This is a genomic window from Streptomyces sp. NPDC001822 (assembly GCF_042892135.1).
Taxonomy (GTDB): Bacteria; Actinomycetota; Actinomycetes; order Streptomycetales; family Streptomycetaceae; genus Streptomyces.
The window spans coordinates 171,178-194,726 of record NZ_JBIATW010000009.1 but is presented as its reverse complement, the minus strand read 5'-3'; the positions used below and the strand labels follow the sequence as shown (position 1 = coordinate 194,726).

Here is a 23,549-nt window from a genome sequence, read left to right as displayed (position 1 = left end):
CTCCGGTACGCCCCCGGGGCGGGCCGCACCGGGGCCCGGCGGCATCCTGTGCCGCCTACTCCCGGCGCAGCCGCGCCGAGGTGAAGCGGGTCGCCTCCGTCGTCGCCGGGTCCTCCGGCCACGGGTGCTTCGGGTAGCGGCCCCGCAGCTCCGCCCGCACGCTCCGGTACCCCTCCCGCCAGAACGACGCCAGGTCCGCCGTCACCGCGGCGGGCCGGCCCGCGGGCGACAGCAGGTGGACCAGGAGGGGCACCCCGGAGACCCGGGGCGTCTCCCGCAGCCCGAAGAGCTCCTGGAGCTTCACCGCGAGCACGGGCTGCTCACCGGCGTAGTCGAGACGGATCCTGGAGCCGCTCGGCACCTCGATCCGCTCCGGGGCGAGTTCGTCGAGCCGGGCCGCGTCCCCCGTCGACCACGGCAGGAGCCTGCGCAGCGCCTGCCCCGCGTCGATCCGCCCCAGATCCGCGCGGCGCCCGGCCCGCGACAGCTCCGGCTCCAGCCACTCGTCGGCACGCGCGAGCAGCGCCTCGCCGGACACGTCGGGCCACGGCGCGCCGAGCACGCGGTGCAGGAACGCGAGCCGCAACCGCAGCTGTTCGGCGTCCCTGCTCCACCGCAGGAGCCCGGGGCCCTCGCGGCGCAGGCCCGCCAGCAGCGCCCCGCGCACCAGCTCCGGCGCCGGCCGGCGCAGGGAGCGCACCGACAGGTCGATCGCGCCCAGGCGTTCCACGGACCGCGCCACGACGTCGCCGTCCGCCCAGCGGACCTCCTCGCCGGAGAACCGCAGGTGCCCGGCCGCCAGCCGGGCCGTGTCCTCGTCGATGACGGCCGCCATGCGCACCCTCGCGGAGGCCGCGTGGGCCGGCCGGTCGGCGACCGCGACGGCCAGCCACGGGGCGCTGCGCAGCCGCGAGCCGGTACCCGGCTCGGCGCCCGTCCCCGACGCCATCAGGAAGGCCCCGTCGCCCCGGGCGCGCGCCACGCGCTCCGGGAACGCCAGCGCCGCGACCAGACCCGCCGCGGCGTCGTCCGTACCGCTCGCGTCGTCCTTCCCCGGGCCGGAGGACCGCGACAGCCGCCGCACCTCCTGCCGCCACCGCGCGGCGTACGCGTCCCCGCCCCGCCGCGCCGTGCGCAACGCGTGTGCCAGGTCGTCGCCGTACTCGCGCGGAGGCTCCTCGCTCAGCAGGGCCACGACCTCCGCCGCCCGGCGCGCGCCCACCTCCCGCGTGCCGTCCAGGAGGGCGCGGGCCAGCCGGGGGTGCAGACCGAGCCGGGACATCCGTACGCCCCGGTCCGTCGCCCGGCCCGCGGAGTCCACCGCGCCGACCGCACTCAGCACCTCGCGCGCCGCGCCCATCGCCCCGGCGGGCGGGGCGTCCAGGAGCGCGAGCCCGGAGGCGTCCGGGTCGCCCCAGCACGCCGCCTGCAGCGCGAACGCCGCCAGGTCGGCCACCTTGATCTCGGGGGAGGGGTAGGCGGCCAGCCTCCCGTCCTCCGCCGCGTCCCAGCAGCGGTACACCGTGCCCGGGGCCTCACGCCCCGCGCGGCCCGCGCGCTGGCGGCCTGCGGCCCGTGACGCCCGTACGGTCGTCAGCGCGCTCAGCCCCCGCGCGTGGTCGGTGCGCGGCTCCCTGGCCAGCCCCGCGTCCACGACGACCCGCACCCCGGGCACCGTCAGGGACGACTCGGCTACGGACGTGGCCAGGACCACCCGGCGCCCGCCCGACGACCCCGCGAGCACGGCGTCCTGCACCGCCGCCGGGGCGCGGCCGTGCACCTGGAGGATCTCGGCCCCCGCCCCGGCGAGCATCCCGGCGACGCGGGCGATCTCCCCGACGCCGGGCAGGAAGCACAGCACGTCGCCGTCCCGCTCGGCGAGGGCGCGGCGCACCACGGCGGCCACATGCGTCAGCAGGGCCGGGTCGGTCCTCATCCCGTGCGGCGGCCGCACCGGCGCGGACGGCGGCGCCCACACCACCTCCACCGGATGGGCCACCCCCTGCGCCTCCACGACCGGGGCGTCGCCCAGCAGCCGTGCCCAGCCCTCCGCGTCCGTGGTCGCCGACGCCGCGACCAGCCGGAGCTCCGGCCTGATCGTCCCGCGTACGTCGAGGAGGAAGGCCGCGGCCGTGTCCGCGTCCAGGTGGCGTTCGTGGCACTCGTCGATGACCACCACATCGGTGCCGGCCAGCTCCTGGTCGCGCTGCAGGCGCTGGAGCAGCACACCCGTGGTCACGACCTCCACCACGGTCCCGGGCCCCACCACCCGCTCCCCGCGCACCGTGAACCCGACCCGGCCGCCGGGCTGCTCGCCGAGCAGCCACGCCATCCGCCGCGCCGCCGCCCGGGCCGCGATCCGGCGCGGTTCGGCGACGAGCACACGGCGGGCGGGTCCGTCCCCGGTCAGGCCGGCGAGCACCAGGGGCACGAGGGTCGTCTTGCCGGTCCCCGGCGGGGCGCAGAGCACCGCGGAACCGTGCTCGTCGAGCGCCAGTTCCAGCGCGGGCACAGCGGTGCGGACGGGCAGCCGGTCCAGGGCGTCGCTACGGATCACGCCCCCAGTCTCGTACGCCGTGCCCGCGAGGCCGGCGGCCGGTGCCGCAGGCGGGTCCGCCGGCGCCTGCGGATGCCTCAGCCGGCCCGCCCGTCCCGCTCGCAGACGAAGATCGCGGTCCCGGGGATCAGGCTGCCGCGCAGCGGGGACCAGCCGCCCCACTCCTGGTGGTTCCAGGCGGGCCACTCCGGCTCCACCAGGTCGAGCAGGCGGAAACCGCCCGCCACCACGTCCCGCACGCGGTCGCCGAGCGTCCTGTGGTGCTCCACGTACACGGCGTCACCCGCCTCGTCCTGCTCGACGTACGGCACCCGGTCGAAGTAGGAGGCCGCGACGGAGAGGCCCTCGGGCCCCGGTTCGTCGGGGAAAGCCCAGCGGATCGGGTGGGTGACGGAGAAGACCCAGCGCCCGCCGGGCCGCAGCACCCGGTGCACCTCCCGGAACACCTGCACCGGATCGGCGACGAAGGGCACCGCGCCGTAGGCGGAGCAGGCCAGGTCGAAGGAGCCGTCGCGGAAGGGGAGCCGGCCCGCGTCGGCCTCCACCAGGGGGACGTCGCCGCCGATGCGGAGGGCGTGCTGGAGCTGCCGGTGGGAGAGGTCCAGGGCCACCGGCCTGGCCCCCTGCGCGGCGAGCCAGCGGGAGCACTGGGCCGCCCCCGCGCCGATCTCCAGGACGTCGAGCCCCTTCAGGGCGGCTGCGGGCCCCAGCAGCGCGGCCTCGGCCTCGTCCAGGCCCTCCGGGCCCCAGACGAAGCGGTCGTCGCCGAGGAAGGCCCCGTGGTCGCTCTGGTACTCGTCGGCGTTGCGGTCCCACCAGCCGCGGTTCGCCCGGCTGCTCTCGGCCCCGCCGGCCTCCCGGCGGGTTGCTTCGGGTTCGGACCCGTGGATGTCTTGGCTCATCGTGCCCGTCGTTGTAGTTTGCCTTCACCCGCTGCGCGCGGTGCCTCCACGGACCGTACGGGTGAGTACGCCCGCGTGCGCGCGACACTTCTCCGCGGCCGATGTGGCCTCGGTGAACGTGAGTTGTGCCGGGAATGGGGCGTTCTGCCCCGGGTGTGCGCCTTCGCGCATTGACCCTGTCCGGCTGCCCCCGTATGCTACAAGTTGCGCTGCGAGCCTGCGCGCCTCAGACCTAGCAGGCCGCGCTCGCGTCTGTTGCTGTCCCCTCGGTTGTCGAGGCGCCTTTCCGGAAACGGGCAGGTGCTTTCCCGGCTGTCCGGCTTCCGCAGAGGCGATACGGGCTTTCGGCGTAGCAGTACCTACGACTCACTGTCCGTACCGGAGCCCTTTCCCACATGACGAGCAGCACCGAGACCACCGCCACCACTCCGCAGGTTGCGGTCAACGACATCGGCGACGCGGACGCGTTCCTCGCGGCGATCGACGAGACGATCAAGTACTTCAACGACGGCGACATCGTTGACGGCGTCATCGTCAAGGTTGACCGGGACGAGGTCCTCCTCGACATCGGTTACAAGACCGAAGGCGTCATCCCGAGCCGCGAGCTCTCGATCAAGCACGACGTCGACCCGAACGAGGTCGTCAAGGTCGGCGACGAGATCGAGGCCCTGGTTCTCCAGAAGGAGGACAAGGAAGGCCGCCTGATCCTCTCGAAGAAGCGCGCTCAGTACGAGCGTGCCTGGGGCACCATCGAGAAGATCAAGGAAGAAGACGGCATCGTCACCGGTACCGTCATCGAGGTCGTCAAGGGTGGTCTCATCCTCGACATCGGCCTCCGTGGCTTCCTCCCGGCGTCGCTCGTCGAGATGCGTCGCGTCCGCGACCTCCAGCCCTACGTGGGCAAGGAGCTCGAGGCCAAGATCATCGAGCTGGACAAGAACCGCAACAACGTGGTCCTGTCCCGCCGTGCCTGGCTCGAGCAGACCCAGTCCGAGGTCCGCCAGACGTTCCTCACGACCCTCCAGAAGGGTCAGGTCCGCTCCGGCGTCGTCTCCTCGATCGTCAACTTCGGTGCCTTCGTGGACCTGGGTGGCGTCGACGGTCTCGTGCACGTCTCCGAGCTGTCCTGGAAGCACATCGACCACCCCTCCGAGGTCGTCGAGGTCGGCCAGGAGGTCACCGTCGAGGTCCTCGACGTCGACATGGACCGCGAGCGCGTCTCGCTGTCGCTCAAGGCGACGCAGGAAGACCCGTGGCAGCAGTTCGCCCGCACGCACCAGATCGGGCAGGTCGTTCCCGGTAAGGTCACCAAGCTCGTTCCGTTCGGTGCGTTCGTGCGCGTCGACGAGGGCATCGAGGGTCTGGTCCACATCTCCGAGCTGGCCGAGCGCCACGTGGAGATCCCGGAGCAGGTCGTCCAGGTCAACGACGAGATCTTCGTCAAGGTCATCGACATCGACCTCGAGCGCCGTCGCATCAGCCTCTCGCTGAAGCAGGCCAACGAGGCCTTCGGTGGGGACCCGGCCTCGGTCGAGTTCGACCCGACCCTGTACGGCATGGCCGCGTCCTACGACGACCAGGGCAACTACATCTACCCCGAGGGCTTCGACCCCGAGACCAACGACTGGCTCGAGGGCTTCGAGTCGCAGCGTGAGGTCTGGGAGACGCAGTACGCCGAGGCGCAGCAGCGCTTCGAGCAGCACCAGGCCCAGGTCATCAAGTCCCGCGAGGCCGACGAGGCCGCTGCGGCCGAGGGCGCTGCAGCCCCGGCCGGCGCTGCCCCGGCCGCCTCCGGCGGCAGCGGTGGCGGCGGCGGCTCGTACTCCTCGGAGTCCGCGGACAACTCCGGCGCCCTGGCGTCGGACGAGGCCCTGGCCGCGCTGCGCGAGAAGCTGGCCGGCGGCCAGAGCTGACGCTCTGACCCCGACCGCTCATCGGCTGCGGTAGCTGTAGAGCTGTAGGTGAGGCCCGTCCCCTTCGGGGGGCGGGCCTCACTCGTTTCCGGGTCGGCGGGGGAGGACGACGAGTTCCGCGGCCCCCGTAAAGGCGCTGCGGCACCCGTGAGGACGCCGCCCGCGCCGCGCACAGGGCGCACGCCCGGTGGCACAACTCCGCCGGTGGGCCGCGCGGTTCCGGCGACGGGCCGCTTCGGGTCCACCCAACACGCCTGCTCGCGCGCGGACTTCGCCGGCGGGCAGGCCTGCCGGGCGGGCACCCGGCGGGCCGGACACGTCTCCTGCGCCCCGCCCGCCGCCACCGGGCCGTACACCCGTCTCGCACAGCCCCGTCGTCGCGCGACCCGCGTGTGAATGACGTCAGGGCGGGAATGCCGTGGCCAGGCGGGGTGTTCTTGTCGGGGAACACAAGGAGGAGCGGTAACCGTGCCTGAACCGCAGAGTTTGTACGAATGGGAGCCGAAGGGCCTGGCCGTCGTCGACATGGCGCTCGCCCAGGAGTCGGCCGGTCTGGTCATGCTCTACCACTTCGACGGATACATCGACGCGGGTGAGACCGGCGAGCAGATCGTCGACGGCCTGCTCGAGACGCTGCCGCACCAGGTCGTGGCCCGCTTCGATCACGACCGGCTCGTCGACTACCGGGCACGCCGCCCGTTGCTCACGTTCAAGCGCGACAGGTGGACCGCGTTCGAGGCGCCCACGCTGGACGTCCGGGTCGTGCAGGACGCCACCGGCGCCCCGTTCCTGCTGCTGTCCGGGCCCGAGCCCGACGTGGAGTGGGAGAGGTTCGCCGCCGCGGTGGAACAGATCGTCGAGCGGCTCGGAGTGCGCCTCGCGGTCAACTTCCACGGCATCCCGATGGGCGTCCCGCACACCCGCCCGGTCGGTGTCACCCCGCACGGCAACCGCACCGACCTGATGCCCGGGCACCGCAGCCCCTTCGACGAGGCGCAGGTACCGGGCTCGGCCGAGGCGCTCGTCGAGTACCGGCTGATGGAGGCCGGGCACGACGTCCTCGGTGTGGCCGCCCACGTCCCGCACTACGTGGCCCGGTCCGCCTACCCCGATGCCGCGCTGACCGTCCTGGAGGCGATCACCGCCGCGACGGGCCTCGTGCTGCCGGCCATCGCACACGCGCTGCGCACCGAGGCGCACCGCACCCAGACCGAGATCGAGCGGCAGATCGGCCAGGGCGACGAGGAGCTCGTCTCGCTCGTCGAGGGGCTGGAGCACCAGTACGACGCGGTGGCGGGTTCCGAGAGCCGCGGCAACCTGGTGGCGGAGCCGGTCGACCTTCCGTCGGCGGACGAGATCGGTCTCGAATTCGAGCGTTTCCTCGCCGAACGCGAGGGTGATTCCTGAGCCCGGGCGTTCGGCCGGCGGCGGGTCACGCCCGCCGCGCCACCCCCGCCTCCCGGTGACGGGACGGCCGTCACCGACGCCCCCGCTCCGCTCCCCGGCCGGGAGACCAGGGGGTGTCCCGGCGGAGCGATGGAGGACAGCCCCTATGCTCGGCGCATGCTGAAAGTGGGCCTGACCGGCGGGATCGGCGCCGGCAAGAGCGAAGTGTCACGGCTGCTCGCACATCTGGGGGCCGTGGTGATCGACGCCGACCGGATCGCGCGCGAGGTCGTCGAACCCGGCACCCCGGGGCTCACGGCCGTCGTCGAGGCCTTCGGGGCGGACATCCTCAGGCCCGACGGCTCGCTCGACCGTCCCGCGCTCGGCGCGATCGTGTTCTCCGATTCCGGCCGCCTGGCCACGCTCAACGGCATCGTGCACCCCCTGGTCGGGGCCCGGTCCGCCGAGCTGGAACGGGCCGCGGCGGCCGGCGCCGTCGTCGTCCACGACGTGCCGCTGCTCACCGAGAACGGCCTGGCCCCGCTCTACGACCTCGTGGTGGTCGTAGACGCGAGTCCCGCGACGCAGCTCCACCGGCTCGTCACGCTGCGCAGCATGACGGAGTCGGACGCGCGGGCCAGGATGGCCGCGCAGGCCACCCGGGAGGAGCGGCTGGCCGTCGCCGATCTCGTCGTCGACAACGACGGCCCGCTCGACGAGCTCGAACCGCAGGTCCGCACGCTCTGGTCGGAGCTCACCACGAGGGCCGCCGCCACCTGACCCCACGACCCGGCCCGGAATACCGGCCCGCGACCGGATGTTGAGAAGCGGAACGCGAGGGGAAGGATAGGACCGTGCCCGAGAGCAACCCGGAAACACATGTCATCGACTTCCGCGCGGCGGAGCAGCTGCTCGCCGCACGGGACCCCCGGGGTGCGGTGAAACTGCTCGACTCCGTGATCGCCGCCCACCCGGAGAACACGGCGGCAAGGCTGCTGCGAGCCCGGGCCTTCTTCGCCGCCGCTCAACTGCGTCCGGCCGAGCTCGAATTCGAGCTCGTCCTGGAGCGCGAACCCGACAACGCCTTCGCGCACTTCGCCTTGGCCCGGACCTTCCAGCGGGCGGGCCGCCCGGAGCAGGCCATGCGCCACTTCCGGCTGGCCGCGGCGCTCGACCCGAAGCCGGAGTACCTCCAGGCCGCGCGCTTCGACGACAGGCCCTGACAGCCACCGCGACGCGTGGTCCGGCGGCCCGCTCACGGTTGCCGGCCGGGGCCTCCCGCGCTCACCCGACGGGGCGGGCTCCCCCGGCCGTGGCGGCTCCGGCCGACCGGGTCGGGGACGTACGGAGGGACGTCCCTGCCGGGCTGGAAGCGCGCGCCCTGCCGCATGTGGCGGACCACGAGGCAGAAGTCGGTGACCGTGACCACCAGCAGCACGCCGCAGGCGGTCGCCCAGCCGGCGCGGTCGACGGCCAGGAAGGCCGCCAGGCCGAACGCGGCCCAGAGCATGCCCCATAGACTCAGCCAGAGCCGCATCCGCAGGGGGCTGCGCGCAGTGGACGGTTCACTTCCGGTACGCATCGCCATCGCCTCCCCTCCAGCATGACCCCGCGGAGCTGCGCAGGGAAACCGATGAGGGCTCGACGACGGCGGGGAGCGGACTGTGGCGGCTGCGGGACGAGGACGTGCGGCGCCGGGTGCGGCATCGAGGGCTGATACCGCCGTCCGGCGGGCCGGGGTCCGGGGCGCGCTGCTGGGCGGCGCGGTCGGGGACGCGCTGGGCAACCCGGTCGAATTCCTCTCGCTGGCCGGGATCCGCCGCGCGCACGGCGAGCGGGGCGTACGCGGACTCGTCCCCGACGAGGACGGCGTCACCGGGCGCGTCACGGACGACACCCAGATGACCCTCTTCACCGTCGAGGGCCTGATCAGGGCCCATGTCCACGCAGCTTCCACGGGCGTCGCGGGCGCCGAGGCCCCGTTCGTCCGCAACGCCTACCTGCGCTGGCTCGACACCCAGAACCACCCGTCACCCCCGCTGCGCGGCGGCGAGAACCGCGTACGGAACGGGTGGCTCAGGCAGCAGCCCTGGCTGTACGCGCGCCGGGCCCCCGGCAACGCGTGCCTCACCGGGCTGGCGTCCGGCCGCGCACCGGACCCGGAGGCGCCGCTCGCGCTGCCCGGACCGGTCAACCCGCACTCCAAGGGCTGCGGCACCGTGATGCGGTCGGCGCCCTTCGGTCTGCTGGGCGAGGACGCCGCGACCGGCTTCGCCCTGGCCGCGAGGTGCGCGACGATCACCCATGGCCACCCCACCGGGGCGTACGCGGCGGGTGCGTTCGCGGCGATCGTCACCCACCTCCTGGAGGGCGACTCCCCGGAGGGCGCCGTGCTGCGCTCCCTGGAACTGCTGGGCCGCCACCCCGGCCACGAGGAGACGACCGCCGCGCTGCGGGCCGCGGTCGGCCTGGCGGCGCGCGGCCGGCCGACGGCCGAGCGGGTCGAGACCCTGGGCGCGGGCTGGGTCGCCGAGGAGGCCCTGGCCATCGCCGTGTACTGCATGCTGGCGCTGCCGGAGGCCGGCGAGGTGGCCGAGGCCCTGCTGCTCTCGGTCAACCACTCGGGCGACAGCGACTCCACCGGCGCGGTCTGCGGCAACCTGCTGGGCGCACTCCACGGGGACGTGAAGCTGCCGGCGTCGTGGCTCGCGGCGACCGAGGGAAGGTCCGTGATCGCGGAGCTCGCGGACGACCTGTGCATGGAGTTCGAGCACCCGGTCGCGTGGCCGGAGGGCCGCTACCCGGAGTGCTGAGAGGGAACGCCGCGTAACGCCGGGACGTTGTGACGGTATGACTGGACACCAGGCACGTCAGGGGCACGCGGGGACCGGGCCCGGCTCGATCACCCCGGACGGCTGCGCGGTCGAGCTGTACGCCCGCCTGTCCGCCGGTACGGAACCCGAGGTGATCCGATCGGCCGTGCCGCCGGGGGCGAGCGTGCTCGAACTCGGCTGCGGAGCGGGCCGGGTGACGCATCCGCTGGTCGCACTCGGCTGTGCCGTGACGGCGGTGGACGAGTCGGCGCAGATGCTGGAACGCGTCCGTGGCGCCCGCACGGTGCGGAGCCCCATCGAGTCGCTGGACCTCGGGGCGGAGCGCTTCGACGCGGTCGTGCTCGGGTCCTTCCTGGTCCACAGCAGCGAACACCGGGTCCGGGAAGGGCTGTTGCGGACCTGCCGTACGTACGTGAAGGACGACGGAGTCGTGCTCGTGCAGCGGGAGGGCGCGGACTACCACACGGACGTGCCCCGGGAGCGGGAGGACTCCGGGGCCGGCTGCGTCATCCGGATCCTGTCCGCGGACCCCGTCGGCGACGGGGTGGACGAGGTGCGCGCGGAGTACGTCTTCGCGGACGCGCGCTGGACCCAGACCTTCCGGTCGCGGCGGCTGTCCGTGGAGCGGTTCGAGGCGTATCTGGGAGAAGCCGGCCTCGTCGTCGACCGCTATCTCACCCCGGACGGCGTCTGGGCGCTCGCCAGGCCGGGGGAGCGCTGAGCGCGCCCCGGGAGGCCGGTGCCGGTCAGTGGATGAAGCGGTAGCTGCGCCACAGGGTGCGCGGGGTGTTGGTGTCGGTGAAAGTCGTCGCCACATAGGCGGTGCCGCGCCCGGAGCAGTCGCGGGTGGGGTACATGACCATGTCGATCAGGGTCTGGTTGTCGACCTTGCTCGCACCGCCTGGCGTGAGCTTGTGGCAGCCCTTCACCGACGGGCTGTGCACGGTGACGACCTCGTCCCCCTCGGTGACGTAGCTGACCGGGCCGACCGCGGTGCGTCCGAGGCCGGAACAGCCCGTGACGGTCAGGGTGAGGACGGCCGCGCCGACCGCGATGCGGGTACGTCGGCGGAGAACGGTGGGGGTCGCGCTGAGGGACATGGGCGGGTCCTCATCTGCTCGTCCGGCTCATCGGTACGTCACAGAGACGTGCTGGCGCTGGCCACCCTGCCCGGTCCGCCCGGTCTCGGCATCCGGTGGGCGGCCGGCCGGGGCAGGTGACACCCGGACAGGGGTTCGAGGATGCGGAGATCGGGCATATCGTGGTAATAGGGGCGAGATGGAAGAGCGCGGCAGCGCATTCCCGGACGGGAGTACCGCGACGCGCTCCCGGACGCAGGGGGCCGTGATGGTCCAGGTTCTCGTGATCGCGGTGGTGGCGGTGCTGTCGGTCTGCGCGCTGTACGCGATGGCCGCGATGCGGATCGTCAAGCAGTACGAACGAGGTGTCGTGCTCCGGCTCGGGCAGCTCCACGACGAGGTGCGCCCCCCGGGACTGACCATGATCGTCCCGGGTGTCGACCGCCTCCGCAAGGTCAACATGCAGATCGTCACGATGCCCGTGCCCGCCCAGGACGGCATCACGCGCGACAACGTCACGGTGCGGGTGGACGCGGTCATCTACTTCAAGGTGGTCGACGCCGCGAGTGCGGTCATCCAGGTGGAGGACTACCGGTTCGCGGTCTCCCAGATGGCACAGACGTCCCTGCGGTCGATCATCGGCAAGAGCGACCTGGACGACCTGCTGTCGGACCGGGAGAAGCTGAACCAGGGGCTGGAACTCATGATCGACAGCCCGGCCGTGGGCTGGGGCGTGCAGATCGACCGGGTCGAGATCAAGGACGTCTCCCTGCCGGAGACGATGAAGCGCTCCATGGCCCGGCAGGCCGAGGCCGACCGTGAGCGGCGCGCACGGGTCATCAACGCCGACGCGGAGCTGCAGGCGTCGAAGAAGCTCGCCCAGGCGGCCCGGCAGATGTCCACCCAGCCCGCGGCGCTGCAGCTCAGGCTGCTGCAGACCGTGGTCGCGGTCGCCGCGGAGAAGAACTCCACGCTGGTGCTGCCCTTCCCCGTGGAACTGCTCCGCTTCCTGGAGCGCGCGCAGCAGGACCTGCCCCAGGCGTCCGGGGACGCCGTCCGGGCTGCGCGGCCCACCGGACCGGCGCCGGATTCCGCCGCACCGCCGGATTCCGCCGCACCGGATCTCTCCGACGTGGTGCCGGCCTTCGACGGGGCCGGGCCGGAGGCGGACGGGCTGCCGGAATTCGGCCCCCCGGATCAACCGGAGTCCACCGCGGAGCGGGAGGCCGGCGCGCGACCCCTCGCCCACCACTGACCTTCGCCGGCCAGTGGATCCCACCCGCCCCGCCCGTGGGGGTCACGGCCGGGGCGGAAGGCTGTCACAGCCCCCGCCTAGACTCGTCCGGACAGGACAAGCGCGACCGGACCGAGGCAGGAGGGGGTGGTGCACGTGGCGCGGCAGGGATACGACGAGACCGCCGACCGGCTGCTGCGGTGCGCCGCCGTGTTCGTGCCGGACGTGCTGCCCAGGGACGGCCGGGTCGCCTTCTGGGACCCCGACGGGACGGTCGGCCCGATGAGCCTCTTCGGGGAGCCGGCCCCGGGCGGGACCCCGTACACCGTCACCGAGCTCACGGTCGTCGTGCCCGACGGCGACGGGGGTGCCCGCACCCGCACGGTGCCCGCCGTGGAACTCCCCCTCGCGGACGCGGTCCCGCTGCTCGCCCGTGCCCGGCACCGGGCCGTCGCCCACCCCGCGACCCGTGCCTGGGGAGCCGCCGCGCTGCACGCCCTCACCCTCGTGGCCCGCGGCAGGCTCCTGCCGGGCCTGACCGCCGGCGACCACGACGCGTGGCGGGCGGGACCGCGTGATGCCGAGGACGTCGCCCATCTGAGAGCCGTCGCCGCCGCGATGCCGCCCGAGGGGCACGCCGTCCCGATGCGGACCGCACCCCTGAGCGTCCCCGAACCCCGCGCGCTGCTCGGCGCGTTCCTCGACGCCGTCGCGGACACCCTGCCGCGGACACCGGCCGCCGCCCACGCCATGGGCGCGCCCTTCGCCGCCCGCGAGGCGCAGCACCTGCCGGACGCCCGCGCATGGGCCGTCGACGTGGCCGCCGGACTCGACGCGGGAGTGCGGATCTCGCTCCGCCTGGACCTGTCGTCCTACGACCTCTTCGACACGGCCGAAGACGCTCCGGAGGGGGCGGGGGAGGGCGCGGGCACCGCACGGCACGCCGCCGCGGCCGTCACCCAGGTGCACAGCCTGGCCGATCCGACGTACGTCACCGACGCCGCCGCGCTGTGGGCCGGTGCGGCGGGGGAGCCGTTCGGGCCGAGGGCGCGGATCGACGCCGTGCTCGCGCTGCGCCGCGCCGCACGCGTCTGGCCGCCACTGGAGCGGCTGCTCGACCAGCCCGTGCCCGACGTGCTCGCCGTCACCGAGGACGAGCTCTACGAGCTGATCGGCCCGGCGGGAGCCCGCCTCGCGGACGCGGGGGTCGCGCTCCACTGGCCGCGGGAGCTCGCCCGCTCGCTCACCGCGGCGGCCGTGGTCCGGCCCGCGCCGGGCTCCGCCACCGACGGCACCTCGTTCTTCGACGCCGAGCAGCTCTTCGCCTTCGACTGGCAGCTCTCCCTGGGGGACGACCCGCTCACCGAGGCGGAGATGGACACCCTGGCCGAGGCGCACCGCCCCGTGGTGCGGCTGCGGGACCAGTGGGTCGTCGTGGACCCCGCCCTCGTCCGCAAGGCACGCAAGCGGGAGCTCGGTCTCCTCGACCCCGTCGACGCGCTGGCCGTCGCACTGACCGGCACCGCGGAGGTCGACGGCCGGCAGGTCGAGGCGGTGCCGGCCGGGGCGCTCGCCGCCCTGCGCGCACGCATCCTCGACGAGGACGCGACCCTTCCCGCCCCGCCCGGCCTCGACGCCACCCTCCGCGACTACCAGCTGCGCGGCCTCGCCTGGCTGGACAGGATGACGTCCCTCGGCCTCGGCGGCTGCCTGGCCGACGACATGGGCCTGGGCAAGACGATCACGGTCATCGCGCTCCACCTGCACCGTGCGCACACCGCCCCCACCCTGGTGGTCTGCCCGGCCTCCCTCCTCGGCAACTGGCACCGCGAGATCAACCGCTTCGCGCCCGGCGTGCCCGTCCGCCGTTTCCACGGCGCCGACCGCACACTCGACGGCACCGACGGCGGCTTCGTGCTGACGACCTACGGCACGATGCGGTCGAGCGCCGAGCAGCTGGCCGGCCACACCTGGGGGCTCGTCGTCGCCGACGAGGCGCAGCACGTCAAGAACCCGCACTCGTCCACGGCCAGAGCGCTGCGCACCATCCCCGCCCCGGCTCGCGTCGCCCTGACGGGCACCCCCGTCGAGAACAACCTCTCCGAGCTCTGGGCCCTGCTCGACTGGACGACCCCCGGTCTGCTCGGCCCGCTCAAGGCCTTCCGCTCCCGGCACGCCCGGATCGTGGAGAACACCGGCACGGCCGCCGGCCTGGGCAACGAGGAAGCGGTCGACCGGCTCTCCCGGCTGGTGCGCCCCTTCCTCCTGCGCCGCAAGAAGTCCGACCCCGGTATCGCACCCGAGCTGCCGCCCAAGACGGAGACCGACCACCCCGTCTTCCTCACCCGGGAACAAGCCACGCTGTACGAGGCGGCGGTCCGCGAGACGATGGCGTTCATCGAGCAGTCGGAGGGCATCGCCAGGCGTGGGCTGATCATGAAACTGCTGGGGTCGCTCAAGCAGATCTGCAACCACCCCGCGCAGTATCTGAAGGAGGAGCCCACCCGGCTCGCCGGACGCTCGGGCAAACTCGCCCTGCTCGACGAGCTGCTCGACACGATCCTCTCCGAGGACGGCTCCGTCCTGATCTTCACCCAGTACGTGTCGATGGCGCGGCTCCTCTCCGCACACCTCGCCTCCCGAGCGATCCCCTCCCAGCTGCTGCACGGCGGCACACCGGTGGCCGAACGGGAGCTGATGGTGGACCGCTTCCAGTCCGCCGAGGTCCCCGTCTTCCTCCTCTCCCTCAAGGCGGCGGGCACCGGACTGAACCTGACCAGGGCCGCCCACGTCATCCACTACGACCGGTGGTGGAACCCGGCGGTCGAGGAGCAGGCCACCGACCGTGCGTACCGCATCGGGCAGACCCAGCCCGTGCAGGTGCACCGGCTGATCGCCGAGGGCACCGTCGAGGACCGGATCGGCGAGCTCCTGGAGTCCAAGCGGGCCCTCGCCGACGCCGTGCTCGGCTCGGGCGAGGCGGCGCTGACCGAGCTCAGCGACCGCGACCTGGCCGACCTCGTGTCGCTGAGGCGGACCCCGTGAGCCCCGGCGCCGGCCCGGCGGCGCGTCCGGGCCCGGACGGTCTGCGGCGCACCTTCGAGGCGGTGCCCGCCCGTGCCGTGGCCGCCGACGGGCCCTTCGCGGACAGCTGGTGGGGCCGGGCCTGGGTCGACGCCCTGGAGTCCCTGTCGATGGACGGGGCGAGGCTCGCCCGCGGCCGTGCGTACGCCGACGGCGGTCACGTCGCCGCCGTCACCGTCACCCCCGGCAGGGTCATCGCCTACGTCCACGGCAGCCGCCCCCGCCCCTACCGGGCCGAGCTCAACCTGCGTGCGTTCTCGGCGGCCGACTGGGACACCTTCCTCGACGCCGTGGCGGCCAGGCCCGGGCACATCTCCGCACTGCTCGGCAAGGAGATGCCGCACTCCCTGGTGGACACGGCCGACGGGATCGGTATCCGGCTGCTGCCCACCGCCGGTGACCTGGACCCGGACTGCTCGTGCCCGGACCGGGGCCGGCCCTGCAAACACGTGGCGGCGCTCTGCTACCAGACGGCACGGCTGCTGGACAGCGATCCGTTCGTCCTGCTGCTGATGCGCGGCCGGGGCGAGCGCGAACTCATCGACGAGCTGGGCCGCCGCAACGCCGAACACTCCGCCCGCGAGCGTCCCGAAGCCGCCATGATGCCCTCCGTCCCCGCCGGTGAGGCGTGGGCCGGACGCTTCCTGCCGCCTCTTCCCCCGCCGCTGCCCGTCCCGCCGTATCCAGGGGAACCGCCGGCCTACCCGGAGCTGCCCGGTGCCCGCGACCCGCTCGGCCTGGAACACCTCGCCTCCGACGCGGCCGCCCGTGCCCATGCCCTCCTGACCACCGGGGAGGACCCGCTCGCCGGCTTCGGTACCTGGCAGGACGCCGTGCGGATCGCCGCGTCCAGGCCCACCGCCGGGCTCACCGCCACGACCAGGGCGCTGTATCGCGAGCTCGCCTTCGCCACCGGCCGCAGCACCACCGACCTGGCCCGGGCGGTGGCCGCCTGGCGGCAGGGCGGCGCCGAGGGGCTCGCGGTGCTGGAAACCCCCTGGGACCCGCCGGCCGGCCCGTTCGACCGGGCCAGACCGGCCCTCGCCGCGGCCGACCTCCCGCGCTTCCAGCCCCGGCGCAACCACCTGACCAACGCGGCGGGCACGCTCCAGCTCCGCTTCGGCCACGACGGCCGGTGGTACGGCTACGAGTCGGACCCCGGAGAGGACGACTGGTGGCCCCGCGGCGCACCGGACCCGGACCCGGTCGCCGCCCTGGGCGCGCTCCGGCGCTGAGTCGTCCGGCCCCCGGCGGCATGGAGCGACGCGACCCCGACGGCGCCCGGCCGTCGTGACGGCCGCTCGCACGGCCGGTTCGCGGCACCGGCCGTCAGCAGGTGTCCGTACGGCCGGGCAGCGAGACCCCGCGGCCGGCGAAGAACCGCTCGAAGACGGGCAGCGGAAGGGTCGCCGTACGCGTGTTCGCCGTTGTCCCCGAAGGGTTGTGGAAGTGCACGCCGTCCCCGTCCGGCCCGCGGGCGGTGACCAGCACGAGATGGCCGCCCCGCCCGGGGGCCGGTGTCCGCGGATGCCTGATGCCGTGGTGCACCGATGCCATGACGCTCCGGCCCTCGTCCAGCAGTCCGAGCAGCCCGGCGGGGGACAGCTCGCGGTGGACGACGGCGTCGAGGCCGTGCACCTCGGACGCGTACCGGGCGAAGGGCGCGTAGACCAGCCCCTTGATCACGCCGTCGCCGTCCTCGGTGTAGGCGTCGTACTTCACCGCCCCGTCCCGCAGCGCGAACAGGTCCGGTGAGTCCGGGCCCAGTGCCATACGCATGCACGTCATGCCGCACAGATGCCGGGACCAGCGGGCGTACTCGGCGGGTGACGAGGCGCCCGACTCCGCCCAGCGGGGGTCCTGCGCCGGGTCGAGGCCGCCCTCCACGATCGCGCCCACCAGGTCCGGCGAGGCGAACTGCGTGAGCACGGGGGTGCGACAGGTCCGGCAGGTCGTCACTGGGTTCCTTCGAGGGTGCCCCGGTCTTCAGGTCGGGGAGGAATCGGACTCCTGCGGAGCAGGGCGGGGAAAGTCGAATCGCTGTCAGGGCGATTCGGTGTGATCCCGGGCGGTGGCACGGTCGCCCTCGAGTCGGTGGACGATCTCGGAGTTGAGTGACCGATGGGCCGGGCCTGGAGGCCGAGTGGGCGCGCTGCCGGTGGGTGTGGAACGAGTGTGTGGCCATGTCCCGCAAGGTCCACGCCGCGAACCGGGGCGCCGCCGAGAAGACGACGTGCGGTCCGGCGCAGCTCGACAGGCTGCTGACTGAGGCCCGGCAGTCGATGACCTGGCTGCGTGAGGGCGCGTCTGTCCCTCAGCAGCAGATCATCCGGGACTTCGCCAAGTCCCGCGCCAAGGCGCTGGGCGACATCAAGGCCGGTCTGCCGATGCGGCAGCGGGCCGGAATGCCGAGGATCAAGCGCAAGCGCGAGGCCGCGCCGTCGCTGAACTACACCCGCCGCGGGTTCCGCCTCAAGGACCGGCGCCTGCACCTGGCCGGCGGGATCGTCCTGACGGTGGTGTGGTCCCGTGACCTGCCCACCGAACCGACATCGGTTCGCGTCCACCGCGACAGCCTCGGCCACTGGTACGCCTCGTTCGTCGTCGCCGTCCAGACGCAGCCGCTGCCCGCGACCGGCCGGGTGATCGGCATCGACTGGGGCGTCAGGGAGACAGCCACCACCACCTCCGACGCCCACGACCTCCCCCACCCGCAGCACGGGAAGTCCGCCGCGGCGAAGCTGACCCGCTACCAGCGGATAATGGCCCGCCGCGCCACCCCGAAGAACCGGCCCGACACCGCCGGCTACCGCAAGGCCCGCACCGCCGCCGCGAAGGTCTCCAGGAAGATCGCCCGGCAGCGCCAGGACACCGGCCGCAAGTGGGCCAAGGCCGTCGTCCGCGACCATGACGTGATCGCCGTCGAGGACTTCCGCCCGAAGTTCCTCGCCAAGTCCACCATGGCCCGTAAGGCCGCCGACGCCGCGATCGGCGCCACCAAGGCGACCCTGATCGAGATGGGTCGCAAGCACGGGCGGGACATCCGCCTCGTAAACCCCGCGCACACCACCATGGACTGCGCGGCGTGCGGAGCGAGAACCAAGCACGCACTGCCCCTTTCGGAACGTACCTACGCCTGCACTGCGTGCGGAGCCGTGTCCCCCCGGGACAAGAACTCCGCCCGCGTGATGCTGGTCCGGGCTGGTCTCAACCCGGCTGGTGCTGATCGTGTAAGAGCCGGCGGACCGCTGGTCCCCGGCCAACGTGAGCCAGGAATCCCCGTCCTTCAGGGCGGGGAGGATGTCAATGGCGGTATCCGTTCAGGAAGCGGCCGATCCGGCTGATCGCCGCGTCCAGGTCGTCGGCGTGCGGCAGTGTGAGAATGCGGAAATGGTCCGGGCGGGGCCAGTTGAAGCCGGTGCCCTGCACCACCTGGATCTTCTCACGCAGCAGCAGATCGAGGACGAAGCGTTCGTCGTCCACGATGGGGTGCACCTCGGGGTCGATGCGCGGGAACGCGTACAGCGCGCCCCTCGGCTTCACGCACGACACCCCCGGGATCTCGTTGAGACGCTCCCACGCCCGGTCGCGCTGCTCGCGGAGCCTGCCGCCCGGGGCGACGAGTTCCCGGATGGACTGCCGGCCACCGAGCGCGGCCTGGATCGCGTACTGCGCGGGGGCGTTGGGGCACAGCCGCATGGAGGCGAGCGTGGTCAGCCCCTCCAGGTAGCTCCGGGCGTGCTGCTGTGGCCCGGACACGACCATCCAGCCCGAGCGGAACCCGGCGACGCGGTACGTCTTGGACAGCCCGCTGAAGGTGAGGCAGAGCAGGTCCGGTGCCAGGACCGCAGCGCTGTGGTGCTCGGCGTCGTCGTAGAGGATCTGGTCGTAGATTTCGTCGGCGAAGACCATCAGGCCGTGCCTGCGGGCCAGGTCGAGCATCCCGTCGAGGACCTCGCGGGAGTAGACGGCGCCCGTCGGGTTGTTCGGGTTGATGATCACCAGGGCCCGGGTGCGGTCGGTGATCTTCGAGGCCATGTCGGCGAGGTCGGGGTTCCAGTCCGCCCCCTCGTCGCAGGTGTAGTGGACGGCCCTGCCGCCCGCCAGAGTGGTGACCGCGGTCCAGAGCGGGTAGTCGGGGCTCGGGATCAGGATCTCGTCGCCGTCCTCCAGGAGCGCCTGCACGGCCATGGAGATCAGCTCGGACACACCGTTGCCGAGGAAGACGTCGTCCACGTCGACGTCGGCGAGCCCCATCGCCTGGTAGCGCTGGGCCACGGCGCGGCGCGCGGACAGGATGCCGCGTGAATCGGTGTAGCCGTGCGCCCGGGGAAGCATCCGGATCATGTCCTGGACGATTTCCTCGGGTGCCTCGAAACCGAAGAGCGCCGGATTGCCGGTGTTGAGCCGCAGGACGCTGTGGCCGGCTTCCTCAAGGGCGTTGGCCTGCTCGATGACCGGACCCCGGATCTCGTAGCAGACCTCGTCGAGCTTGCTGGACTGCCGGAACTCCATGCGGTGCCTCCCCAACCCTGATTGCGATACTTGGTTTTACCAAGCTCGGGCTTGGAAAGTCCAACAACATGTCTAGACTGCGTCTCATGCCTCGTCAGCAACAGCCCGCACGCCCCGCCCGCCGCCGGAGCTACGACCAGTTCTGCGCCGCCGCACGGGCCCTCGACTCGGTCGGTGACCGGTGGACGCTGCTGATCGTCCGTGAACTGCTGGCCGGCCCGCGCCGGTACACCGATCTGCACGCCGATCTGCCCGGTGTGAGCACGGATGTGCTGGCCTCCCGGCTGAAGGACATGGAGCAGGGGGGCCTCGCCGTGCGCCGCAGGCTTCCGCCTCCCGCCGCGGCGGCGGTCTACGAACTGACCGAGCACGGCCGCGGGCTGCTCCCCGTCCTCACGGCGCTCGCCCGGTGGGGCGCGCCCGCGCTCGCCGAACGCCGGCCCACCGACGCGGTCAGGGCGCACTGGTTCGCGCTGCCCCTGCTGCGCGCCCTGGACGGCGTCATCCACGAAGGGGTCGTCGAAGTCAGGCTGGAGGAAGGCGAGTTCCACATCCGTACGGGCGCCCGGGCGGCCGGTGTCGAGGTGTACGGCTACGGCCCGGCCGGGCAGCCGGACGCCTGCATCACGCTCACCACCGACGTCGCCCTGGCCATCGGGCGCGGCGAACGCACGCTCGCCGAAGCGGTGCGGGAGGGAACCGCGCAGGTGCTCGGCGACGGCCCCCTCGCCGACGGACTCCGGGCGGACGACGGCAGCGCGCCTGACGGCCTGAGCCCAACTCGGCTGTAGCGTGTGGGCGTTCACGGGCGCGGATGCTGAGGAGTCGGTCATGGGGTTCGGCGGGACGATCGGTGCGAAGAGCGGGAGCGGTGCGAGGAACCTGCGGGCGGGACGCAGAGCCCTGCTCGTCGGTGCGGTTGTCGGCGTGCTGGGACTGGTGCCGGCGGCCGCGGTCGCCACACCGGGCAGCGGGGTGAGCGCGACGGTCGTCGCCGTCGGCACGTCCCGGGCCAAGCTGGAGGTCAGGACGCCGAAGGGCCGTACCGACGTGACCTTCAGGGAGATCACCGTGGCGCCCGGCGGGTCCACCGGCTGGCACACCCACAGCGGGCAGTTGATCGCCGTCGTCAAGTCCGGGACGCTGACCAGGACCCTCGACGACTGCTCCGTCGAGGTGACACCCGCCGGGACGTCCTTCATCGAGCCGTCCGGCACCCGCCACCGGCACATCGGACAGAACCTCGGGACGGAGCCCGTCGTGCTGTGGGTGACCTACCTGCTCCCCGCGGGCAGCGCGCTCTCCGACGACGCGGACGCGGTGGACTGTCCTGCCGCCCGCGGCGCGTCCGCCGGCTGAGCCACTGACGGCCGGGGCGGACCGCCCCGGCCCCGCCGCGGGGCGGACGCGAGGTCCCCGCGCACCACGAGGCGGCAGGGGGCGATGATGCGTACGTGCGATATGAAGCCATCACCTGGGACAAGCTGGCCGGCGCCCTCGCGGCCCACGCCGACGCGCTCGAACCGGCCGACGGCGGGCCCTGGCTGCGGATCGGGGTCGACGGTGCGCCCGCGGCCCGCCCGGAGGAGCCCGCCGCGCGCCTGGCCGAGGCGCTGCGCTCCCTCGGGCGCCCCGTGCTCACCGTCTCCACCGGCGGCTTCCTGCGCCCGGCCAGCCTGCGCTACGAGTACGGCAAGAAGGACCCCGACACGTACGCCGACGGCTGGTTCGACAACGGCGCGCTGTGGCGGGAGGTGCTGCGTCCGCTGGACCCGGGCGGCAGCGGACGCGTGCTGCCCGACCTCTGGGACCCCGTCACGGACCGGGCGACCCGCAGTCCGTACGTCGAGCTGCCCGAGGGCGGGGTGCTCGTCCTGCACGGCCCGCTGCTCCTCGGCCAGTGGTTCCCCTTCGACCTCGGCATCCACCTGAGCCTCACCCCGGGCGCGCTGCGACGGCGCACCGCGGAGGACGAGCGATGGACGCTGCCCGCCTTCGCCCGGTACGACGCCGAGGTCGCGCCGGCCGCCCGCGCGGACGTGGTCGTACGCGCCGACGACCCCCGGCATCCGGCGTGGACCGGGCTCGGCGGGTGACTAAGCGGGCCGGACCGGCCCCGGACGCCCGCCCACCGTGGCCACCGCCTCGGCCCCCGCCCGGCAGCCCGCCGCGGCCGCCGAGACCTCGTCCGCCCCGGCGACGAGGGCCGCGAGGAAGCCCCCGGTGAACGCGTCGCCCGCCCCCGTCGAGTCCACCGGCACCGCTCCCGTCGCGGCGGGCACGCGAGCGGTCACGGCGCCGCCCGACGCCAGGACGACACCCCGGTCCCCGAGTGTGACGGCGACCCGGCCGACGTGACGGCTCAGCTTGAGGGCCGCGTCCGCGGGGTCCGGCAGTCCGGTCAGCTCACGGGCCTCGTCCGCGTTGGGCAGCAGCAGGTCCACACCGCCGACCATGCCGAGGAACGCCCCCGCGCCCAGCTCCGCCAGGAAGCCCGCGGACGCCGGGTCCACACTCGCCGGTACGCCCCGGAGGTGTGCCTCGCGCAGGGCCCGCAGCGCCGTCGTCCGGCTGGGCTCCCCGAACAGGAGGTAACCCGAGACGTGGAGGCGGGCGACACCGTCGAGCAGAGCGGGGGACCAGTCGCCGGGACTCAGGCGCAGGACCGCGCCGCTGTCGGAGAGGAAGGTGCGCTCCGCCGAGGGGTCGACGAGGGCCACCACCGTGCCGGTCGGTACCTCGGCGTCCACGGCCAGCGACGGGCACACACCCGCCCTCCGCAGCACCTCACCGTGCCAGGACGCCGACTCGGCACCCGCGCGGGCGAGCAGCCGGACGGTCCGGCACCCCGAACGCGCCGCCCAGCAGGCCACGTTGGCACCCGCGCCACCGGGCAGCGTCGTGATCCGCGCGGGCGTGTCCGTGCCGTGGACCGGTGCCGAGGCGTGCCGGACGACCACATCGGTGACCACCTCCCCGACGACGAGCAGCCCGCCGCCGCCCACCGCGCCGCCGCTCGCCGCACCGTCGCTCATCGAGCCGCCGCGACGGCGATCCGCGCGGCCAGCCGCACGTTCCCGCGTACGGCCGCGAGATTGGCCTCCAGGGAGGCACCGCCGGTCTCCCGCATCAGGTACTCCAGGAGGAAGGGGGTGACGGCCTGCCCCGTGACGCCCTCGCTCCGGCAGGCGTCCAGGGCGCGGGCGAGCACCCGGTCGTGCAGCTCCGGATCCAACTGCTCCTTCTCCGGGACCGGATTGGCGACGATCAGGGCGGCCTGCGCGCCGCCCAGCCCCTCCCGGACCCGCATCACGTCCGCCACCTCCTGGGGCGTGCGCACCGTCCAGTCGACCGGCTCGCCCGAACTGCTCAGATAGAAGCCGGGGAAGTACGCCGTGCCGTAACCCAGCACACCCACGCCGAGCGTCTCTAGGCGCTGGAGGGTGGCCGGGACGTCCAGGACCGACTTCACGCCCGCGCACACCACCGTGATGCCGGTACGCGCGAGGAGGCGGAGGTCGGCGGACTCGTCCTGGGTCTGCGCCCATTCGCGGTGCACACCGCCGAGCCCGCCGGTCGCGAAGACGCGCAGGCCCGCCCCGGCCGCGAGGAACGCCGTCGCCGACACGGTGGTCGCCCCGCTCGCGCCCAGGGCCAGCGCGGGCGCGAGGTCGCGGTGGCCCAGCTTGCGCACCTCCGGGTCCACGGCGACCCGCTCCAACTGGGCCGCGGTCAGGCCCACGTGCGCGCGTCCGTCCAGCACGGCGACCGTCGCCGGCACGGCTCCCTCCTCGCGTGCCGCCTCCTCCAGCTCCTCCGCGACCCGGAGATTGCGGGGGCGTGGCAGGCCGTGCGCGATGATCGTCGACTCCAGGGCGACGACGGGTGCCCCCGCGCCGAGGGCTTCGCGCACCTCGGCGGAGAGCAACGGGGTCCAGGGGCCGGTCTTCTGATGGTCCGACGTCGTCGATGACGATGGGTTCAGAGGCATGCCCCATCCCTGTCGCGGGGGTCACGGCCGCAAACCCGTACGGCCGGGTCATTC

General features: G+C 73.7%; 21 protein-coding genes. 13 read left to right on the top strand and 8 right to left on the bottom strand.

All coding sequences use genetic code 11. The annotated features are described in order from the left end of the window. Positions 1-55 precede the first annotated feature (55 nt). On the bottom strand, positions 56-2,557 hold the full coding sequence (hrpB, locus tag ACFYY2_RS22100; protein ID WP_388745412.1) for an ATP-dependent helicase HrpB: 2,502 nt from the start codon (positions 2,555-2,557) through the stop codon (positions 56-58). Between the two features lie 77 nt (positions 2,558-2,634). After that, positions 2,635-3,459 carry a class I SAM-dependent methyltransferase gene (locus ACFYY2_RS22095; protein WP_388745410.1) on the bottom strand — a complete coding sequence of 275 codons (825 nt, stop codon included), beginning with the start codon at positions 3,457-3,459 and terminating at the stop codon, positions 2,635-2,637. 395 nt (positions 3,460-3,854) lie between these two features. On the opposite strand from ACFYY2_RS22095, the gene rpsA reads away from it, so the two are divergent. The 4 genes from rpsA (at position 3,855) to ACFYY2_RS22075 (ending at position 7,981) form a co-directional block, all read left to right on the top strand. Further along, entirely contained in the window at positions 3,855-5,372 is a 1,518-nt protein-coding gene (gene rpsA / locus ACFYY2_RS22090; protein ID WP_327119668.1) for a 30S ribosomal protein S1, read from the top strand. 468 nt (positions 5,373-5,840) lie between these two features. Further along, positions 5,841-6,779 carry a PAC2 family protein gene (locus ACFYY2_RS22085; protein ID WP_388745407.1) on the top strand — a complete coding sequence of 313 codons (939 nt, stop codon included), beginning with the start codon at positions 5,841-5,843 and terminating at the stop codon, positions 6,777-6,779. 156 nt (positions 6,780-6,935) lie between these two features. Continuing rightward, positions 6,936-7,538 carry a dephospho-CoA kinase gene (gene coaE / locus ACFYY2_RS22080; RefSeq protein ID WP_388745405.1) on the top strand — a complete coding sequence of 201 codons (603 nt, stop codon included), beginning with the start codon at positions 6,936-6,938 and terminating at the stop codon, positions 7,536-7,538. 74 nt (positions 7,539-7,612) lie between these two features. Next, positions 7,613-7,981, top strand: coding sequence for a tetratricopeptide repeat protein (locus tag ACFYY2_RS22075; RefSeq protein WP_327119677.1), 369 nt, complete (start codon positions 7,613-7,615; stop codon positions 7,979-7,981). A 32-nt stretch (positions 7,982-8,013) separates the two neighbouring features. Here ACFYY2_RS22075 and ACFYY2_RS22070 read toward each other — a convergent pair whose 3' ends face one another. After that, positions 8,014-8,340 (bottom strand): DUF6343 family protein, encoded by a 327-nt coding sequence (locus tag ACFYY2_RS22070; RefSeq protein ID WP_388745403.1) that lies wholly within the window; start codon positions 8,338-8,340, stop codon positions 8,014-8,016. Positions 8,341-8,422: 82 nt separating this feature from the next. Between ACFYY2_RS22070 and ACFYY2_RS22065 the strand changes: the two genes are divergently transcribed. Then, positions 8,423-9,571, top strand: coding sequence for an ADP-ribosylglycohydrolase family protein (locus ACFYY2_RS22065; protein WP_388745401.1), 1,149 nt, complete (start codon positions 8,423-8,425; stop codon positions 9,569-9,571). A 37-nt stretch (positions 9,572-9,608) separates the two neighbouring features. Beyond that, the gene (locus ACFYY2_RS22060) at positions 9,609-10,313 is read left to right on the top strand and encodes a class I SAM-dependent methyltransferase (protein ID WP_388745400.1); all 705 of its coding nucleotides are present in this window, start codon (positions 9,609-9,611) and stop codon (positions 10,311-10,313) included. Positions 10,314-10,338: 25 nt separating this feature from the next. Here ACFYY2_RS22060 and ACFYY2_RS22055 read toward each other — a convergent pair whose 3' ends face one another. Next, a complete protein-coding gene (locus ACFYY2_RS22055) occupies positions 10,339-10,692 on the bottom strand; it encodes a hypothetical protein (RefSeq protein ID WP_388745398.1) in 354 nt (117 codons plus the stop codon). A gap of 247 nt (positions 10,693-10,939) precedes the next feature. Between ACFYY2_RS22055 and ACFYY2_RS22050 the strand changes: the two genes are divergently transcribed. The 3 genes from ACFYY2_RS22050 to ACFYY2_RS22040 all read left to right on the top strand — a co-directional run bounded on the left by ACFYY2_RS22050 (position 10,940) and on the right by ACFYY2_RS22040 (position 16,224). Continuing rightward, the gene (locus ACFYY2_RS22050) at positions 10,940-11,926 is read left to right on the top strand and encodes an SPFH domain-containing protein (RefSeq protein ID WP_388745396.1); all 987 of its coding nucleotides are present in this window, start codon (positions 10,940-10,942) and stop codon (positions 11,924-11,926) included. Positions 11,927-12,055: 129 nt separating this feature from the next. Further along, complete coding sequence (locus ACFYY2_RS22045) at positions 12,056-14,950, top strand: SNF2-related protein (RefSeq protein ID WP_388745394.1); 2,895 nt, start codon at positions 12,056-12,058, stop codon at positions 14,948-14,950. Next, on the top strand, positions 14,947-16,224 hold the full coding sequence (locus ACFYY2_RS22040) for an SWIM zinc finger family protein (protein ID WP_388745393.1): 1,278 nt from the start codon (positions 14,947-14,949) through the stop codon (positions 16,222-16,224). The genes ACFYY2_RS22045 and ACFYY2_RS22040 overlap by 4 nt, the downstream gene beginning before the upstream one ends. A 94-nt stretch (positions 16,225-16,318) precedes the next feature. Here ACFYY2_RS22040 and ACFYY2_RS22035 read toward each other — a convergent pair whose 3' ends face one another. Continuing rightward, a complete protein-coding gene (locus ACFYY2_RS22035; protein WP_388745391.1) occupies positions 16,319-16,948 on the bottom strand; it encodes a peptidase in 630 nt (209 codons plus the stop codon). Between the two features lie 224 nt (positions 16,949-17,172). On the opposite strand from ACFYY2_RS22035, the gene ACFYY2_RS22030 reads away from it, so the two are divergent. Then, positions 17,173-18,333, top strand: coding sequence for an RNA-guided endonuclease InsQ/TnpB family protein (locus ACFYY2_RS22030; protein ID WP_388745575.1), 1,161 nt, complete (start codon positions 17,173-17,175; stop codon positions 18,331-18,333). Here ACFYY2_RS22030 and ACFYY2_RS22025 read toward each other — a convergent pair. Beyond that, a complete protein-coding gene (locus ACFYY2_RS22025) occupies positions 18,293-19,504 on the bottom strand; it encodes a pyridoxal phosphate-dependent aminotransferase (protein ID WP_388745389.1) in 1,212 nt (403 codons plus the stop codon). The two genes, ACFYY2_RS22030 and ACFYY2_RS22025, sit on opposite strands and share 41 nt — an antisense overlap. Positions 19,505-19,590: 86 nt before the next feature. On the opposite strand from ACFYY2_RS22025, the gene ACFYY2_RS22020 reads away from it, so the two are divergent. The 3 genes from ACFYY2_RS22020 (at position 19,591) to ACFYY2_RS22010 (ending at position 21,600) form a co-directional block, all read left to right on the top strand. Next, on the top strand, positions 19,591-20,295 hold the full coding sequence (locus ACFYY2_RS22020) for a winged helix-turn-helix transcriptional regulator (RefSeq protein ID WP_388745387.1): 705 nt from the start codon (positions 19,591-19,593) through the stop codon (positions 20,293-20,295). 40 nt (positions 20,296-20,335) lie between these two features. Then, positions 20,336-20,863, top strand: coding sequence for a cupin domain-containing protein (locus ACFYY2_RS22015; protein ID WP_388745385.1), 528 nt, complete (start codon positions 20,336-20,338; stop codon positions 20,861-20,863). Between the two features lie 95 nt (positions 20,864-20,958). Continuing rightward, positions 20,959-21,600, top strand: a complete 642-nt coding sequence (locus ACFYY2_RS22010; protein WP_388745383.1) for a uridine kinase — start codon at positions 20,959-20,961, stop codon at positions 21,598-21,600. Here the strand turns inward: ACFYY2_RS22010 and ACFYY2_RS22005 are convergent, their stop codons facing one another. Both ACFYY2_RS22005 and ACFYY2_RS22000 read right to left on the bottom strand, forming a co-directional pair. Beyond that, a complete protein-coding gene (locus ACFYY2_RS22005) occupies positions 21,601-22,539 on the bottom strand; it encodes a carbohydrate kinase family protein (protein ID WP_388745381.1) in 939 nt (312 codons plus the stop codon). It abuts the gene before it with no gap. Beyond that, positions 22,536-23,495 carry a pseudouridine-5'-phosphate glycosidase gene (locus ACFYY2_RS22000; RefSeq protein ID WP_388745379.1) on the bottom strand — a complete coding sequence of 320 codons (960 nt, stop codon included), beginning with the start codon at positions 23,493-23,495 and terminating at the stop codon, positions 22,536-22,538. The genes ACFYY2_RS22005 and ACFYY2_RS22000 overlap by 4 nt, the downstream gene beginning before the upstream one ends. Between the last annotated feature and the right edge of the window lie 54 nt (positions 23,496-23,549).